10 protein-coding genes and 1 tRNA gene are annotated in these 15,936 nt (G+C 70.1%); 3 read left to right on the forward strand and 8 right to left on the reverse strand.

Features of this window, described 5'->3' with window-relative positions:
* Nucleotides 1-144 precede the first annotated feature (144 nt).
* From ABZ945_RS00005 to ugpC, 3 genes are all read right to left on the reverse strand, one after another.
* Nucleotides 145-909 carry a nucleotidyltransferase family protein gene (locus ABZ945_RS00005; RefSeq protein ID WP_361261331.1) on the reverse strand — a complete coding sequence of 255 codons (765 nt, stop codon included), beginning with the start codon at nucleotides 907-909 and terminating at the stop codon, nucleotides 145-147.
* A gap of 225 nt (nucleotides 910-1,134) precedes the next feature.
* Nucleotides 1,135-1,551: a hypothetical protein gene (locus ABZ945_RS00010; protein WP_361261334.1), complete on the reverse strand. Its 417-nt coding sequence runs from the start codon at nucleotides 1,549-1,551 to the stop codon at nucleotides 1,135-1,137.
* 277 nt (nucleotides 1,552-1,828) lie between these two features.
* Nucleotides 1,829-2,974, reverse strand: coding sequence for a sn-glycerol-3-phosphate ABC transporter ATP-binding protein UgpC (gene ugpC, locus ABZ945_RS00015; protein WP_361261337.1), 1,146 nt, complete (start codon nucleotides 2,972-2,974; stop codon nucleotides 1,829-1,831).
* 222 nt (nucleotides 2,975-3,196) lie between these two features.
* Here ugpC and ABZ945_RS00020 point away from each other — a divergent pair.
* Nucleotides 3,197-3,270: transfer RNA gene (locus ABZ945_RS00020), tRNA-Thr, on the forward strand.
* A gap of 283 nt (nucleotides 3,271-3,553) precedes the next feature.
* On the opposite strand, the gene ABZ945_RS00025 is transcribed toward ABZ945_RS00020, so the two are convergent.
* From ABZ945_RS00025 to ABZ945_RS00045, 5 genes are all read right to left on the reverse strand, one after another.
* Complete coding sequence (locus ABZ945_RS00025; protein ID WP_361261340.1) at nucleotides 3,554-5,725, reverse strand: RICIN domain-containing protein; 2,172 nt, start codon at nucleotides 5,723-5,725, stop codon at nucleotides 3,554-3,556.
* 175 nt (nucleotides 5,726-5,900) lie between these two features.
* Nucleotides 5,901-6,779, reverse strand: a complete 879-nt coding sequence (locus ABZ945_RS00030) for a carbohydrate ABC transporter permease (RefSeq protein ID WP_361261343.1) — start codon at nucleotides 6,777-6,779, stop codon at nucleotides 5,901-5,903.
* A gap of 2 nt (nucleotides 6,780-6,781) precedes the next feature.
* Nucleotides 6,782-7,759: a sugar ABC transporter permease gene (locus ABZ945_RS00035; RefSeq protein ID WP_361261346.1), complete on the reverse strand. Its 978-nt coding sequence runs from the start codon at nucleotides 7,757-7,759 to the stop codon at nucleotides 6,782-6,784.
* A gap of 30 nt (nucleotides 7,760-7,789) precedes the next feature.
* Complete coding sequence (locus tag ABZ945_RS00040) at nucleotides 7,790-9,073, reverse strand: extracellular solute-binding protein (RefSeq protein ID WP_361261349.1); 1,284 nt, start codon at nucleotides 9,071-9,073, stop codon at nucleotides 7,790-7,792.
* Nucleotides 9,074-9,166: 93 nt separating this feature from the next.
* Nucleotides 9,167-11,701 (reverse strand): glycoside hydrolase family 3 C-terminal domain-containing protein, encoded by a 2,535-nt coding sequence (locus ABZ945_RS00045; protein ID WP_361261352.1) that lies wholly within the window; start codon nucleotides 11,699-11,701, stop codon nucleotides 9,167-9,169.
* 332 nt (nucleotides 11,702-12,033) lie between these two features.
* On the opposite strand from ABZ945_RS00045, the gene ABZ945_RS00050 reads away from it, so the two are divergent.
* Entirely contained in the window at nucleotides 12,034-12,606 is a 573-nt protein-coding gene (locus ABZ945_RS00050; protein ID WP_361262821.1) for a helix-turn-helix domain-containing protein, read from the forward strand.
* Between the two features lie 806 nt (nucleotides 12,607-13,412).
* Nucleotides 13,413-15,710, forward strand: coding sequence for an RICIN domain-containing protein (locus ABZ945_RS00055; RefSeq protein WP_361261356.1), 2,298 nt, complete (start codon nucleotides 13,413-13,415; stop codon nucleotides 15,708-15,710).
* Nucleotides 15,711-15,936: the final 226 nt, after the last annotated feature.

A 15,936-nucleotide genomic window follows, 5' to 3' on the forward strand; every position in this document is an offset into this window, starting at 1 on the left:
GCCCCGCTGCTGCTCGCCACCCGGATGGACGACCGCGACCTCGATCCGGACGGCTGCCAGCTGGTGGTGCACGGGCGGCGCCCCTGTCGTCCCTCAAGGAGTCATCGGCCGCTCCTCAAGAGGCCATCGCCGCTCTTCAAGGTTTCATCGGCCGTCCAGCTCCTTCCCCGCCTCCCTCAGATCCTTCGCCGTGTCGATGGCGCGCCAGTAGGCGCCCTGCGGCAACGGGAAGCCCGCCAGCCGGCGTTCGCGGGCCAGCCGGGGGAAGGTGGTGCGCTCGTGGTCCCCGATGTCGGGCAGCAGCGCGGTGAACTCCGCGGCGAAGACGTACACCCCGGCGTTGATCAGATACGGGGACGGGGGCGCCTCGACGAAGTCGGTGATGTGCCCGAAGGCGTCCGTCTCCACGGCCCCCCACGGGATACGGGGCCGGGCCAGGGCCAGTGTCGCGAGGGCGTCCCGCTCGGCGTGGAACGCGGCCATCTCGCGCAGCGGGAAGCGGGTCCAGATGTCGCCGTTGGTGGCGTACCAGGGCTCCTCGGGGTGCGGCAGCCGGGCCGCCGCGTACTTCAGCCCGCCGCCCCGCCCCAGCGGCTCCTCCTCCACCACGGTGCTGACCCGCAGCGGCAGTTCCGCCGTCTCCAGCCACGCCTGCAGCACCTCGGCCAGATGCCCGCAGGAGACCACGGCATCCGTCACCCCCTCCGCGGCCAGCCAGGCAAGCTGAAAGCCGATGATCGGGGTCCCGGTGCCCGGGATCTCGACCATCGGCTTGGGTCGGTCGTCGGTGTAGGGGCGGAGCCGCGAGCCCTGCCCGCCCGCCAGCACAACGGCCTGCGTCGGGCCCTGCGCCGCCCCGGAGGCGGTACGGGGCGGGGGAGCGGCTTCCCTACGCCGAGAGGTGTCCATACGGCGCACCCTAGGCGCGGTGGCGGCCAGGCGGCGTGCCAACGGCCGCGCGGCGCGGGCGCGGTGGGGGTGCCGCGGGGCGGGGCGGGCGCGGATGAGGTGCCACGGGGGCGCGGCGGGGCGGGCGCGGCGACCATGGCCCGCCCGAGGCCCGACTGCGGCCGCGGCGGCCCTCAGGCCCCTCGTACCCTCAAGCCCTTCATGTCCTTCATGTTCTTCGCGTCCTCAGCGGACGTGGGCGACGCCGGAGGCGAAGGAGGTGTCGCAGACCGGGCGGGAGTAGGTCTGGGCGCGCACCGGGCCGTAGTGCTCGACGGCGGCGCGGCCGAGGGCCTTGGCGATCGACATGCAGTGCTTGGCGAGCGACGGGCGCTCCTCGACCTCGCGCTGGAGGCTGGTGAGGGCGAAGCCCGGGTCCTTCTGCTGGAGCTCGGCGAGGAGCTTGTCCCGGAGGACGTCCTGCGGCGCGCGGCTCTTGGCGGCCGGGACGGAGACGTTCTCCGAGGAGGCGGTGAGCATCTGTGTCCCGGCGGAGTTGCCGGCCCACGGGACACTGGCGACCGCGAGGGTCCCGGAGAGCACCAGGACGACGGGCAGGACGAAGGCGAGGGAACGGCCGATACGGCGTGCGCTGTGGGTCACGGACGTGAGCGTAGCGGCCGGTAGTGATTTGGAGACATTTAGTCACCCCCACGAGGGACGGTTCGATGCTCCTTTTCGAATGGAGAGTTGACGCGGCTGCCCGAATTGACCACTGTGCCGGGGTATTTGTCCCCAAAGATGATCATGTGAACCGCGCCCTGCGGCTGGCCGGGGCCGGGGTCTCCTGACAGCGTCCCTCCCGGTTACGCGGACGGCCCCGCACCGAAGTGCGAGGCCGCCCAGAAGCGTTGATCCCAGCGTCGATCACTCGGCCAGATCAGACGTCCGAGAGCCGCTCACCGGTGGAGGTCGAGAAGACGTGCATCTCGTCCGAGCGGGGCACCACATGGAGCACGGAGCCCTTCTCCGGGATGGCGCGGCCGCCGACGCGGACCACCAGGTCCTTGTGGTCCTCGCCACCGACCCGCGCGGAGCCGTAGACGTACCCGTCGGCGCCCAGCTCCTCGACCACATTCACCGTGAGGGCCACACCGGCCGGGTCGGCCGCGTCGTCCTTGCGCAGCGAGGCGCCGACGGCGGCACCGCCGTGCTCGACCACGTCGAAGTGCTCGGGGCGGACGCCCACGGTCACCGTCTTGTCGCCCCGGTCCGCGGCCGCCGCCAACGCGTCCCGCGACACCCGCACCACACTGTTGCCGAACTTCACCCCACCATCGGTGATCGGCACCTCGACCAGGTTCATCGCGGGGGAGCCGATGAAGCCGGCGACGAACAGGTTCGCCGGGCGGTCGTACATGTTGCGCGGGGTGTCCACCTGCTGGAGCAGCCCGTCCTTGAGGACGGCGACCCGGTCGCCCATGGTCAGCGCCTCGACCTGGTCGTGGGTCACGTACACGGTGGTGATGCCGAGCCGGCGCTGCAACGAGGCGATCTGCGTACGCGTCGACACGCGCAGCTTGGCATCGAGGTTCGACAGCGGCTCGTCCATCAGGAACACCTGCGGCTCACGCACGATGGCGCGGCCCATCGCCACCCGCTGGCGCTGACCACCGGAGAGCGCCTTCGGCTTGCGGTCCAGGTACTCGGTGAGGTCGAGGATCTTCGCCGCCTCCTCGACCTTCGCCCGGATCTCCGTCTTGTTGACGCCGGCGATCTTGAGCGCGAAGCCCATGTTGTCGGCGACGGTCATATGCGGGTAGAGCGCGTAGTTCTGGAACACCATCGCGATGTCCCGGTCCTTCGGCGGCAGGTGGGTGACATCGCGGTCACCGATGCGGATGGCGCCGCCGTTGACGTCCTCCAGCCCGGCGAGCATGCGCAGCGAGGTGGACTTGCCGCAGCCGGACGGACCGACCAGGACGAGGAACTCCCCGTCCGCGATCTCGATCTCCAGCTGGTCGACGGCGGGCTTGGTGCCGCCCGGGTAGAGCCGGGTCGCCTTGTCGAACGTGACAGAAGCCATGGTGATGCGGTCCCTTCACCGGCAGGAACGTGCCGGACGATCCGAGTAAAGGAAGGAAGCCCCCTGCTTCGAGGGTGAGGAGTGCCCTCCTCCCTCGTCCAGGGGTCTAGTCCACGTCGCGGACTGCCGTGACGGTACCCCGCCCGCCCCCTCCTGTCAGCCCTCCTCCACCCCCGTAATCCCGACCGTGACCCCTCCGTGTCCGGCTACACTCACCCCAGCGCCTCCTTAGCTCAGCTGGCCAGAGCACCGCTCTTGTAAAGCGGGGGTCGTCGGTTCGAACCCGACAGGGGGCTCCGCCGAGGCCCAGGTCGGGTAGCCCCTGACCTGGGCCTTAACGCTTTCCAAGATCGATTCGGGGTGCTGGGCGGCACCATGTCGAGCCCTGTGATCGCCGATCGTGATGCGCTTCGAGGCGGGAGTCGGGGCTCCGTCCTCGAAGTCCAGGGCGAGAGCGTGCGGCTTCTCCGCGGCATGGGCACGACGTGCCTCCAGATGACCCTGGAGGTGAAGGCCCCGAAGGGCTCCAGCAGCCGTGGGGGCTGCTGGAGCACGGGGTGCGGGTGGGGAGGGGTGGTGTCAGGACCGGGGGGCGAGGCGGAAGGTCTGGGCGGGGCCGTTGTGGCAGGTCCACTGCTGGAGACGGGCGCCGTCGGCGGTGGAGCTGTCGGTGAGGTCGAGGCACTTGGCGCTGTGGCGTGCGGTGAAGGTGAAGGTGTCGTTGCCGAGGCCGGTGGGCTTGAACTGCTGGTTGGTGCCGTTGCCGTAGGTCCACAGGCTCACCTTGGCGCCGTTGCCGGTCGCGGTGGGTCCGCCGTCGACGTCCCAGGCGAGGGTGGCGGAGTTGCGGCTGACGACCTTGTAGTTGCCGCTGGTGGTGGGCTGGAACTGCCACTGCTGGTTGGTGTTGCCGGTCTGGCAGGCCCACTGCTGGAGCTTGGTGCCGTTGGCGGTCGAGCCGCCGTCGGCGTCCAGGCACTTGCCGCTGGCGGTGTTGACGACCTGGTACCAGGTGGTGGGGTCGATGCCGCCTCCGCCGGTGCCGGGTGCGGTGGTGGCGGTGGCGGTGTTGGAGGCGGGTGAGGTGTTCCCGGCGGCGTCGATGGCGCGGACGGTGTAGGAGTAGGTGGTGGAGGGGTTGAGGCCGGTGTCGGTGTGGGTGGTGGCGTTGCCGGGGAGGGTGGCGGTCAGGGTGGTGCCGCGGTAGACGCGGTAGCCGGTGACGCCGGTGTTGTCGGTGGAGGCGTTCCAGCGCAGGTCGATCGCGGAGGAGCCGGCCGCGGACGCGGTCAGGCTGCCCGGAGCGGTCGGCGCCTGGGTGTCACCGGGGTTCGACCCGCCACCCGACCACGTCAGCGTCGCGACGGCGCCGGCCGGGATGGTGTAGGCGGCGGACCGGTTGTTGTCGGTGAGGGAGATGCGCTGGGCGCTGCCGGCGGTGTTGACGACGAACGCGGCGCGGCTTCCGTCGGGGTTCTGGAAGGCGACGTTCTGAACGCCTTGGGCGCCCTGGCTGGTGGAGCCGATGCGGGTGGCGCCGGGCTTGATGAACTTGGCGACGTGGCCCAGCACGTAGTACTCGGCGTTGCGGGTGACGTTGCCGTTCGCGATTTCCACGATGCCGTTGCAGCGGTTGGCGCAGTGGCCCTGGTGGGGGCCGCCGTTCTGGTCGAGGGCGAGGTTCCAGTTGACGACGGTCTCGCCGCCGTTGCGCATGTTCTGCACGACGAGGTTCTCGGCGTGCCACGAGAGGGTGTCGCCGAAGGTGGTGGCCGGGTTGGAGCTGTCGGTGCCGGAGCATTCGGTGAAGAAGACGCGCTTGCCGGCGTTGACGATCCTCTGCTGTGCGGAGGGGTCACCGCCGTAGCAGTGGAAGGCGGCGCCGATGACGCGGCCGATGCCCTGGGTGGAGTTGAAGACCTCGACGGGGTAGTTCGGGTGGTCCCAGTTGTGGTCGTAGGCCAGCAGGTTGGTGGGCAGGTTGTTGGCCGTGAGGGTGCGGTCGAGGACCTTGAAGAACTCGGCCTGCTGGGAGGACGTCATGCTCATGGAGGGGTAGCTGGTGGCGAACTCGGGCTCGTTCTGGACCGTGAGGTCGCTGAGGGAGATGCCCTGCTGCCCGTATGCCTTGATCGCCTTGACCAGGTAGTCGGCGTACGCCTGGTACTGGTCGGTCTTCAGGCTGCCGCCGTTGAGCGAGTTGCCGGTCTTCATCCAGGCGGGCGGGGACCAGGGGGAGCCCATGAAGCGGATGGCGGAGTTGATGGCGGTGGCCTGCTTGAGGACGGGGATGATCTCCTGCTGGTCGCGGCCGATGGAGAACTGGCCGCGGGTGTCCTCGTAGGTGTAGAAGCCGCCGGCGTTGAAGTCGGTGCTGCCCAGCGGCTGGCGCAGGTAGTTCAGCCCGATGCCCTCGCTGGAGGAGAAGAGCGACTTCATCAGGTCGGCCCGCTTGTCGGCGGGCAGGCTCTGGATGAGGTGGGCGGAGGCTTCGGTGACGGAGGCGCCGGCGCCGGTGAACTTCTGTGCCTTGCTGTTCGCGTCGATGCGTATGTCGACGGACTGCGGGGTCGCGGTGAAGGTGATGGTGCCTTCGGAGGCGAGCCTCTTGGCGCCGTCGGCGGTGGTGACCCAGACCTGGGCGACAGGGTCGGCGGCCTGGACGGTGCCGGTTCCGGTGAGGCCGAGGCCGGCGACGGCCAGGGCGAGCGCGACGCCTGCGGCGCGGGCTCGGGGGCTGGGGTAGGACATGCTGCGGCTCTCCTTCGGTGTGTTCCTGACAGTGGGGGGGGGGTACTCCGGCCCGGGGCGCGCGTGGGGAGCCCTGCTGGGCCGAGGCTTCGAAGGGATGGGGCGTGGGGGCCCTGGAGGGGTCGCTCGGCCGAGTCGCGCGGCCGGGTGAGGCGACGTTGACGGTGTCCGGTGGCTACTTGAGGCCGGTGGTGGCGATTCCGGCGATGAAGTGGCGCTGGAAGAGGAGGAAGACGACCAGGACGGGGACCAGGACGACGGCGGCGCCGGCGAGGAGGATCCCGTAGCGGGTGAAGTCCTGGCCGCTGCTGACGAGGGCGAGGCCGACGGGCAGGGTGTACTGCTCTTCGTTCTGGGCGACGACCAGCGGCCAGAGGAAGTTGTTCCATGAGCCGAGGAAGCTGATGATGCCGAGGGTGGCCAGGGCCGGCTTGGTCATCGGAAGGATGATGCGCCAGAAGATCGCGAGCTCGCCGCATCCGTCCATGCGGGCGGCGTCGATGAGCTCGTCGGGCAGTGAGCCGATGAACTGCCGCATGAGGAACACGCCGAACGGGGCGGCGAGGAACGGCAGGATCAGTCCGAGCAGGGAGTCGGTCAGTCCCAGGTTGGTGGTCAGCACGTACAGGGGGACGAAGGTGACCAGGCCCGGGACCATGAGGGTGCCGAGGACGAGGGCGAAGACGGCTTTGCGGCCGCGGAATCGCAGCTTGGCGAGCGCGTAGCCGAGCATCGAGCAGAACAGCAGGTTGCCCGCGGTGACGACGAGGGCGACGACGAGGGAGTTGGCGAACATGCCGACGAAGTCGAGGTTGTCGAAGAGCTCGGCGTAGTTGGCGGTGGTGGGTTCGGTGGGGAGCATGACCGGCGGGACCTTGCGGATGTCGGCTTCGGGTTTGAAGGAGCCGGAGAGCATCCAGAGGAACGGCACGACCATCAGGAAGAGGGCGCCGGTCAGGGGGAGGTAGAGCCAGGGGTTGCCCCAGCGCTGCCGGGCCGCGCGCCGGCGCCGGCGCCTGTCGTCGGGGGGTGCGAGGGCGGTGGGGGTGGCCATGGTCAGTCCCTCTCCCTCAGCACGCGGAACTGGAGGACGGTCAGCCCGGCGATGAGCACGAAGATGACGTAGCTGGCCGCGGAGGAGTAGTCGTAGTTGCCGTAGCCGAACTGGCGGTAGGAGAACATGGTGGCTGACAGGGTGGAGTCGAGCGGGCCGCCCTGGGTCATGACGAACGGCTCGTCGAAGAACTGCAGGTAGCCGATGCCCGTGGTGACCGAGGTGAGCAGCAGCGCCGGGCGCAGCAGGGGGAAGGTGATGCGCCAGAACCGCTGCCAGGCGTTGGCCCCGTCGATCTCGGCGGCCTCCAGCAGGGACCGCGGGACGCTCTGGAGGCCGGCGAGCATGATGATCATGACGGTGCCGAGATTGCGCCACACCGCCATGACGATCATCACGGGGAGGGCGAAGCGGGTGTCGGCGAGCCAGGCCGGTCCGTCGACACCGAACCACGCGAGGGCGGTGTTGACCAGTCCGGAGCGGGGTTCGAGGAGTGTCTTCCAGACCACCGCGATGGCGACGATGCTGGTGACGACCGGGAGGTAGAAGCCGACGCGGAAGACGGCCCGGAAGCGGCGGATGCCGCGGTCGAGGACGACTGCCGCCGCGAGGCCGGCGGCCAGCGTGAGCGGCAGACCGAACAGGACGAAGACGCCGGTGTTGCGCAGGGCGGTGAAGAACACCGGGTCCTGGAACAGCTTGGTGTAGTTGTCCAGGCCGACGAAGCCGACCGCGAAGGGGGTCTGCAGGTCCGCGCTCTTGGTGTCGGTGATGCTCATCAGCAGCGACCAGGCGACCGGGAGGAGCATGAACACCGCGAACAGGAGCAGGAAGGGCGTCGCCAGTGTCCAGGCGGCGCGGCCCTGCCGCCGGGCGGTGGTCGAGGGGGTGGTGCGACGCCGGCCGGGTCCCGTGGGCGGGTGCGCCCGGGAGGTCCGTGCCGCCGTTTCACCGGGCCCGGGGGTCTTGGTGGGAGGCATGGCGGTGTCTTTCGTCCGTGCGGGTGCCGTTCAGCGGCCGATGCCGATGGACGTGGCCTTGGACTGCAGTGCCTTCCGCACATCGGCGGGGGTGGCCTTGCCGAGGGCGAGCTTCTCCAGTTCGGAGTCGATGGTGGAGGCGATCTGCTGCCAGGTGGTGATGGCCGGCGGGGCCTTGGTGACCTGCAGCTGGTCCCGGAAGGGGGTGAGCTTGGTGTTGGATGCCATGCGCTTGTCGTCCCAGGCGGCCGGGGCGGCGGGCAGCTGGCCGGTTCCGGCGCCGTAGGTGGCGAGGTTCTTCGCCTCGGTGAGGAAGCGGACGAACTTCCAGGCGGCGTCCTTGTTGTCGCTGCTCTTGAAGACAGCGAGGTCGCTGCCGCCCGCAAGGCCGGCGGCCTGATTGTTCGCCGGCAGGACGACGGTCTGCCACTTCGAGTCCAGCTCGGGGCTGTCCTTGTGGAGGTTGCCGCCGACGCTGGCGCCCTGCTGGAGTGTGGCGATCAGGCCGTCGTGGAAGCCCTGCTGTCCGTCGGTCTTGTCGGTGGGCGCCATCTTGTTCTTGAAGATCTTGCCGTAGTACTCCAGGGCCTGGGCCACCTCAGGGGTGTCGAAGGTGAACTTCTTCGCCTGCGGGTCGTAGATGTCGCCGCCGCTCTGCCAGACCATCGGCAGCCAGAAGAGCCATGCGTTGAATCCGGTCTGCAGGCCGGAGGCGTAGCGCAGCTTCGGGTTCTGCTTGCCGGCGGTCTTCTGGATCGCTTCGAGGTCCTGGTAGAAGCCGTCCCAGGTGGTGGCGGGCTTGGTGATCTTGGCGTTGGCCGCGATGTCGGTGCGGTAGTAGATCACCGAGGTGTCGGCGACGAACGGGACGCCGTAGGCGGTGTCCTGGTACTTGGTGGTGTCCCACTGTCCGGGGAAGAACGCACTGGGCTCGATCTCGTCCGGGGTGGCCTGGAAGCCGTTCATGGCGGCCATCTCCGCCATCCACGTGGAACCGATCAGCGACACGTCCGGGCCGTTGCCACCGGCGATCGCGGTCGTCAGCTTGTCGTGGGCGGCTTCCCACGGAATCGGCGTGATCTTCACGTCGGCGTCCGGGTTCTGCTGCTCGAACTCCCTGGCCAGAGCCTGCAGTGTCGGGTCCGCGTCGCCCATCGACCACATGGTGATCGATCCCTTGGCCGGCCCCTGGCCGAGGGCGGCGGCCTCCTTGTCCGGGCCGAAGTCGCCGGAGCGTCCGCAGGCGGTGGCCAGCAGCATCGCGGCGAGTGCGACGGAGGTGGCTCTTGCGGCGGTGCGGGTGGTACGGGACATGTTCGTCACTCCTGTGGTTCGGGGTGGTGCTGTTCGTTGACGGCTGTATACCGGTGCCCGGGCCTGGATCTGCGGTGCCGGCGGGGTGTGCGGTCAGGTGGAGGGTCGCGCGGGGCGGAGGGTGGTCGTGGTGCCGTCCGCTTCCACCTCGATGTCCAAGGCGAGGCGCAGGTCCCGGCTGGAGCGCCCGATGCGCAGGCGGTGCCGCCCGCTGCGGGTCGCCCAGCGGCCGGCCTGGTCGTTCCAGGCCTGGAAGGCGCGCAGGGGGACGGTCAGCGTCGCGGTCGCGCTTTCACCGGCGGCGACGGTGAGGGTGGTGAAGGCCGCGAGCGGCCGGACGGCGCTGTCGATGCCGTCGTCGGGGGTTTCGAGGTAGGCCTGGACCACTTCGCGGCCTTGCCGGGTGCCGGTGTTGGTGAGGCTCACCGAGATGTGCAGTCCGTCCCCGCCCGCGGGGCTGGGGAGGTGGGCGGGGACGGACAGTTCCTGCGCCCGGGCACTGTCGTAGGACCAGGTGGTCCACCCCAGGCCGTGTCCGAAGGCGAAGGCGGGTTCGATGCCGGCGCGGTCATAGGCGCGGTAGCCGACGTGGATGCCTTCGGTGTACGCGACCACACCGCCCACGGGGATGGCGTCGGGCACCGGCACGTCCTGCGCGCGGGCCGGCAGGGTCCATGGAAGGCGCCCGGCAGGCTCCGCGTGGCCGAACAGGACGTCGGCCAGCGCGTGTCCGGCCTCCTGCCCCGGCAGCCACACCCACAGCAGGGCGGGTACCTGCTGAGCCCAGGGCAGCAGGACCGGGGCTCCGGCGTTGACGACGACCACGGTGCGCGGGTTGACGGCGCTGACCGCGCGCACCAGGCGGTGCTGCTGGTCGGTCAGTGTCAGGTCGGGGCGGTCCCAGCCCTCCGACTCCACCTCTTCGTTCGTGCCGATGACCACGACCGCGGCGTCCGCGTGGCGCGCGGCGTCGACCGCGTCGGCGATCTCCTGCTCGATGGTGGGTCCCGGCGGCTGGTGGCGCAGATGGGCCGTGACGAACCGGCCGTATCCGTCCCCGTCGACGACGTGCAGGTCGATCGCCAGGTCCAGATCCAGCGGGGTGCCGGAGACCTGGACGCTGTGGCGGTGGGTGGCGGGGTGGCTGTGGCTGGACTCCAGCACCAGTTCGACGCCTCGGCCGTCGTCGCCGGTGTGGATCGTCTCGCCGTCCAGCTCGACGGTGAACCGCCCGGCGCAGCCGAACTCCAGCACATGCGTGCCGGGCTCCACCAGCGTGATCCGGCTGGTGAGCACGACACGTTCGGCGCGTTCGGGGACCCAGCCGAAGCCGCCCCAGTCGCCCGTGCAGCGGACTTCACTGGTGATCACGTTGCCGTCGCGGTCGATGAAGTCGGCCCTGACGCCCTGCGCGATGCCGTCCGGGGCCGCGGTGCGCGAGGGATCGATGAACGGTGCGTGCCGGCGCGACGATCCGCCCCGGTGCACGGTCAACTCCACCTGCTCCGGGAGCGCCGCACGCAGGCCCTCTTCGAAGGTGACGGTGCGCACGGCGGGGACGTAGGCGCTGCCTCCGCCCTGGAGGTAGGGCAGGACGGCGTTCGGCCCGATCAGGGCGACCCGGGTGAGTCGGCCGGCGTCGAGGGGCAGCAGTCCCGCCTCGTTGCGCAGCAGCACCGTGCCGCGTGTGGCGACCTGCCGAAGTATCGCGAAGTCGGCCTCACCCGGTGAGGCGGTGTGGGGCGGCCGCGGCGGCTGTTCGCCGTGCTTCCAGGGCGCGGTGAGCTTGCCCACCCGGGCGGCCAGCCGCATCAGGCGCCTGACCTTGTCGTCGATGACGGCTTCGTCCACCGTGCCGCGGCGGACCGCTGCGAGCAGGGCTTCGCCCCAGGGCCCGTCCGGGCCGGGCATGACGAGGTCGAGGCCGGCGTTCGCCGACGGGGCCGCGGTGCGGGTGGCTGCCCAATCGCTGATCACCGCCCCGTCGTACGACCACTCGCCCTTCAGGACACCGGTCAGGAGACGCTGGTGCTCCAGCATCGGCGCGGATTCCACGCCGTCGTCGACTCCGGAGTACGCCCCCATCACGCTCCACGGCCCGGCGTCCGCCAGGACGCGTTCGAACGGCGCCAGGTACACCTCGCGCAGCGTGCGGGCATCGATCCGCGACCGATAGCGGGTGCGGTCGGTCTCCGAGTCGTTGGCCACGAAGTGCTTGACGCACGCGGCGACCCCGTTGCCCTGCAGCCCCCGTACCAGGGCCGCACCGAGAACGCCGGTCAGCAGCGGATCCTCGGACAGGCACTCGAAGTGCCGGCCCGCGACCGGCGTGCGCTGGAGGTTCACCAGCGGAGCCAGCACCACGTCGACCTGCTTGCGCCGGGCCTCCTTGGCGAAGAGGCCCCCCAGCCGCTCGGCCAGCGTGATGTCCCAGCTGGCAGCCATCGCGCTGGGGGCCGGGGCGAGCAGCCCCGTCTCGTGCGGCGTCTCGCCCGTGCCCCGCACACCCTGTGGCCCGTCCGAGGTGACCACCGAAAGCAGACCCAGTCGGGGCTCGGGGGGAAGCGACCAGAGCGAGGCACCGGTCAGCAGCCGCACCTTCGACTCCAGGTCCAAGCCGCGGATCATCGCGGCCCACCTGCTCTCCTCGACCGCGCCGGAAGACGCCGGTGCGGCTCCTGACGCGGCGGCGGCGATAACGGAGGGGGGCGAGACCATGAGCGTCCTTCCAGCCATGACGACGGTGTTGCCTCGGGGTGACGGCGACATGAAAACACACCCACTGAGTGGTTAGTAAGTGGTGCGGGTCACATATGTGCCCGGATTCTCCAGCGCCGGCGATGACCGCAGGCAGGGGGCTTAGGGTGTCCCGGGTGAGCAATCCACCCGTGCGCAGACCTCCCGGCGCCCAGCGCCCTCGCACGCCGCGCAGCCCCGAGGCCAAGCAGCGGCAGCGCGACATCCTGCACATCGCTTCGGACGCCTTCGCCGCCCGCGGCTACAACAACGCCTCGCTCGCCGAGATCGCCAAGCAGGCAGGGCTGACCCAGGCCGGCGTCCTGCACTACTTCCGCTCCAAAGCCCTGCTGCTCACCAGCGTCCTGGAGCTGCGCGATCAGAGGGACATCGAGCAGCTGGGTCCCGACCGCCCCCAGGGTCTTGAGTTCCTGCGCCACCTGGTGGACACCGCCCTGCGAAACGCCGAGCGGGAGGGCATCGTCCGGCTCTACGCGGTGCTGTCGGCGGAGTCCGTCACCGACAACCACCCCGCCCAGGACTACTTTCGCGACCGCTACACCGGCCTGCGCGGTTTCGTCGCCGACGCCCTGCGCATGGCCTGCGATCTGCCTGACGACCGAGCAGCGGAGGCCGCCACGGCGGCCAATGCCATCATCGCGGTCATGGACGGCCTGCAAGTGCAGTGGCTGCTGGACCCCGAAGCCGTGGACATGGCCGCTTCCACCGACCTGGTCGTCACCTCCCTGCTGTCCACCCTCGCGCCACAGAAGTTCGGCTCCGGCACCCACCACTGACGGCGCCTCAGGCGTCATCCGGACGGCGGTCGCGAGAGCGCTCTCTCCATTACTTGAAGTCAATGAGCGTTCCCGTCTCCCTCCCGAAGGGCCGTACCTTTGCGACGGCACCGAGCGGGGCTGGAGCACCGGTCCGCAAGGGCGCGCCCGAGGGACCCGGTGAAGCGGCACGCTGCCGACCTGCCGACTATGCCGGCGCGGATGGAGAGCGGCAGCCGCAGATGCTGTGAACAGCGAAAACGTGTTCATCCAGGGGCGGTTCGGGCTGTGGACTATCCCTGCGGAGCCCCTGCTCCACCCCAGGGAAGCACACTTACCACCCACTTGGTAAGTGCGGTGCACGCTTACCCATCAGACGCGCAGGCTTCAGCCCCGCCGCCCACCCCATCGCCTCACCGTGATCCCAGGCAATGAAGACACGGTGCGCGGTAGCGCCCCGTCCTTCCATGCGGGAGGAGAGGATTTTCCCTCTGGCCGAGTGTGGTGGCCCCGCGGCGGAAGCTCGCCATCCCTGCCTACGTGAACTCGCTTGACCTGCATAGAAGGCACAGGTTGCGGCACGCTGGGCCGGCAGGCCCGCTCGGGCGCGAAGGGCTCAAGGGGCTTACCAGAGCGGTGGGTTGTGAGATCCACTTGACTTCATGTCTTGACGGGTACCTGCCGTCGGCGTCTACTTCTTCCTTGCCGAGGGCGCCGCCGTCCGTGGAGCCGTCCATCGATGTGGGACGGCGTGTCCCACCCCACGTGAAGCATGCCCGGCAGCCCTCTTACGCAGCACGAGCCGCACTCTCGTCTCAGGAGGCTTCATGTCGCCATCTCTTGCCCGACCACGTCCCCGTGGCCGGCGCCGAACCGCGCTGCTGGCAGCCGGCGCCACCATGCTCGGCCTGCTCGCCGCCGGCGCCGTCGGCACCGGCACGGCGCAGGCCGCCCCCGGCCCGGCCGTCTCCGCCTGGATCACCACGCCCGACCGGTCCCAGTTGCTCAAGGCCGCCGCGGGGACCCAGTTCCAGGACGGCAACGGGAGCGGGCAGACGATCAGCATCAACCCGGGCCAGACGTTCCAGACCATGGACGGATTCGGTGCCTCACTGACCGACTCGTCCGCGTCGCTCCTGTACGACCTCCCCCAGGCGCAGCGCAACGAGGTCATGAAGTCCCTGTTCAGCCCGACCGAGGGCATAGGGATGAGCTTCCTGCGTCAGCCCATCGGCGCCTCCGACTTCGTCGACGGAGCCCACTACACGTACAACGACCTGCCCGCCGGGCAGACCGACCTGAACCAGACCCGCTTCAGCATCCGCCACGACGAGGCCCAGATCCTTCCGCTGCTGCGCCAGGCCCTCCAGCTCAATCCCGGGCTGAAGGTCATGGCCAGTCCCTGGAGCGTCCCGGCGTGGATGAAGAACAACGGCCGGCTCGACGGCGGCCGGGTCAAGAGCGACCCCGCGTACTTCCGCTCGTACGCGCTGTACCTGGTGAAGTTCGTCCAGGCGTACGAGGCGGCCGGCGTGCCGATCTATGCCCTGAGCGTGCAGAACGAGCCGCAGAACCGCACCCCGGACGCCTACCCCGGCACCGATCTGCCCGTCGCGGACCAGAACGCCGTGATCAACGAGCTCGGACCGATGCTGGAGAGCGCGGGCCTCGGCGACGTGAAGATCATCTCGTACGATCACAACTGGTCTCTGCACCCCGACGACCTGGCCGACGCCCAACGCATGGGCGTGGACCCCGAGCCCAACTACCCCTACGACGCGCTGCGCGGCTCGGCCGCACGCTGGATCGACGGCACCGGCTTCCACCACTACGCCGGTGACGCATCCGCCCAGTCCCGTCTGCACGACGCCTTCCCCGACAAGGGCATCTGGTTCACCGAGGGGTCCGGCTGGCACGGCGTCAACGACTCGTTCCCGCAGTACTTCTCCGACACCCTCAAGTGGCACTCCCGCAACGTCCACATCGGGGCGAGCCGCAACTGGGCCAAGGCCGTCGTCAACTGGAACCTCGCCCTCGACTCCCGCGGCGGCCCGGTGAACGGCGGCTGCGGTGCCAACCCCCAGGGCATGTGCACCGGCGTCGTCGCCATCGACGGCACCACCGTCACCCGCAACGCCGAGTACTACGCGATCGGCCATATGAGCCGCTTCGTCAAGCCCGGCGCCGTGCGCGTCGGCTCCAACAACGCCGGCGACCTGGAGAACGCCGCCTTCCGCAACCCGGACGGCAGCTACGCGCTGGTCGTCACCAACATCGGCGGCGGCACCCAGAACTTCAACATCTCCCTCAACGGCCAGCAGGCCTCCTACACGCTGCCTCCGAACGCGCTCGCGACGTTCACATGGTCGGGTGGCGGGTCGAACCCGGGTGACACCCAGGCGCCGACCGCCCCGGGCAGCCTGACCGCGTCCGCGGCCGGCTCCTCCGCGATCGACCTGCGCTGGAACGCCTCCACCGACAACACCGGCGTCACCGGCTACCGCGTCTACCGCGGCACCACCCTGACCGCCACCCTCCCCGGCAACGCCACCACCCACACCGACACCGGCCTGAACCCCTCCACCACCTACTCCTACACCGTCCGCGCCATCGACGCCGCCGGCAACACCTCACCCGCCTCCAACACCGCCACCGCCACCACCGCACCCGGCACCGGCGGCGGCGGCATCGACCCCACCACCTGGTACCAGGTGAAGAACAACAACAGCGGCGCCTGCCTCGACGCCGCCGACTGGGGCACCGGCAACGGCACCGCCCTCCAGCAGTGGGCCTGCGGCACCGGAGCCAACCAGAGCTGGCAGTTCAAGCCCACCAGCGACGGCAACTACCAGGTCGTCAGCCGCCACAACACCAAGGTCTGGGACGTCGACGGCGGCCCCGGCGCCACCGGTACCGGCACCAAGGTCCACCTGTGGTCCTACGAGGGCGGCACCAACCAGCAGTGGCGCCCCGAACCCGTGGGCACCGGCAACCAGTACCGCTTCACCGCCCGGCACAGCGGCAAGTGCCTCACCGTCGACAACGCCTCCACCGCCAACGGCGCCCGCCTCTCCCAGCAGCCCTGCAGCGGCTCCCCGGCCCAGACCTTCACCCTGACCGGCTGACCGACCACACCTCCCACCCCCGACCCCGACACACAGGGCCCGGCCACCCCGGCCGGGCCCTGCGCACAACGACCCGGGTCCCACCGGGGACGGTCCGGCCATGAGGACGGGTCGGCCCCGGCGCACCGCCGGACACCCCGCGGCCCCGCACCTCTGGCCACTCCCCTTCATGACCCTGGAGGAACGATGCGTCCATCTCGCCCGGCCACGCGGCCGGGTCCCGCAA

The organism is Streptomyces sp. NPDC046887 (assembly GCF_040644755.1).
GTDB classification, from domain to species: domain Bacteria; phylum Actinomycetota; class Actinomycetes; order Streptomycetales; family Streptomycetaceae; genus Streptomyces; species Streptomyces lichenis.

Bases quoted from the DNA above. Each gene is read 5' to 3' on its own strand.
- ABZ945_RS00005 (WP_361261331.1), bottom strand. From the start codon at position 909: ATGGACACCTCTCGGCGTAGGGAAGCCGCTCCCCCGCCCCGTACCGCC.
- ugpC (WP_361261337.1), bottom strand. From the start codon at position 2,974: ATGGCTTCTGTCACGTTCGACAAGGCGACCCGGCTCTACCCGGGCGGC.
- ABZ945_RS00025 (WP_361261340.1), bottom strand. From the start codon at position 5,725: ATGTCCTACCCCAGCCCCCGAGCCCGCGCCGCAGGCGTCGCGCTCGCC.
- ABZ945_RS00030 (WP_361261343.1), bottom strand. From the start codon at position 6,779: ATGGCCACCCCCACCGCCCTCGCACCCCCCGACGACAGGCGCCGGCGC.
- ABZ945_RS00035 (WP_361261346.1), bottom strand. From the start codon at position 7,759: ATGCCTCCCACCAAGACCCCCGGGCCCGGTGAAACGGCGGCACGGACC.
- ABZ945_RS00040 (WP_361261349.1), bottom strand. From the start codon at position 9,073: ATGTCCCGTACCACCCGCACCGCCGCAAGAGCCACCTCCGTCGCACTC.
- ABZ945_RS00045 (WP_361261352.1), bottom strand. From the start codon at position 11,701: ATGATCCGCGGCTTGGACCTGGAGTCGAAGGTGCGGCTGCTGACCGGT.
- ABZ945_RS00055 (WP_361261356.1), top strand. From the start codon at position 13,413: ATGTCGCCATCTCTTGCCCGACCACGTCCCCGTGGCCGGCGCCGAACC.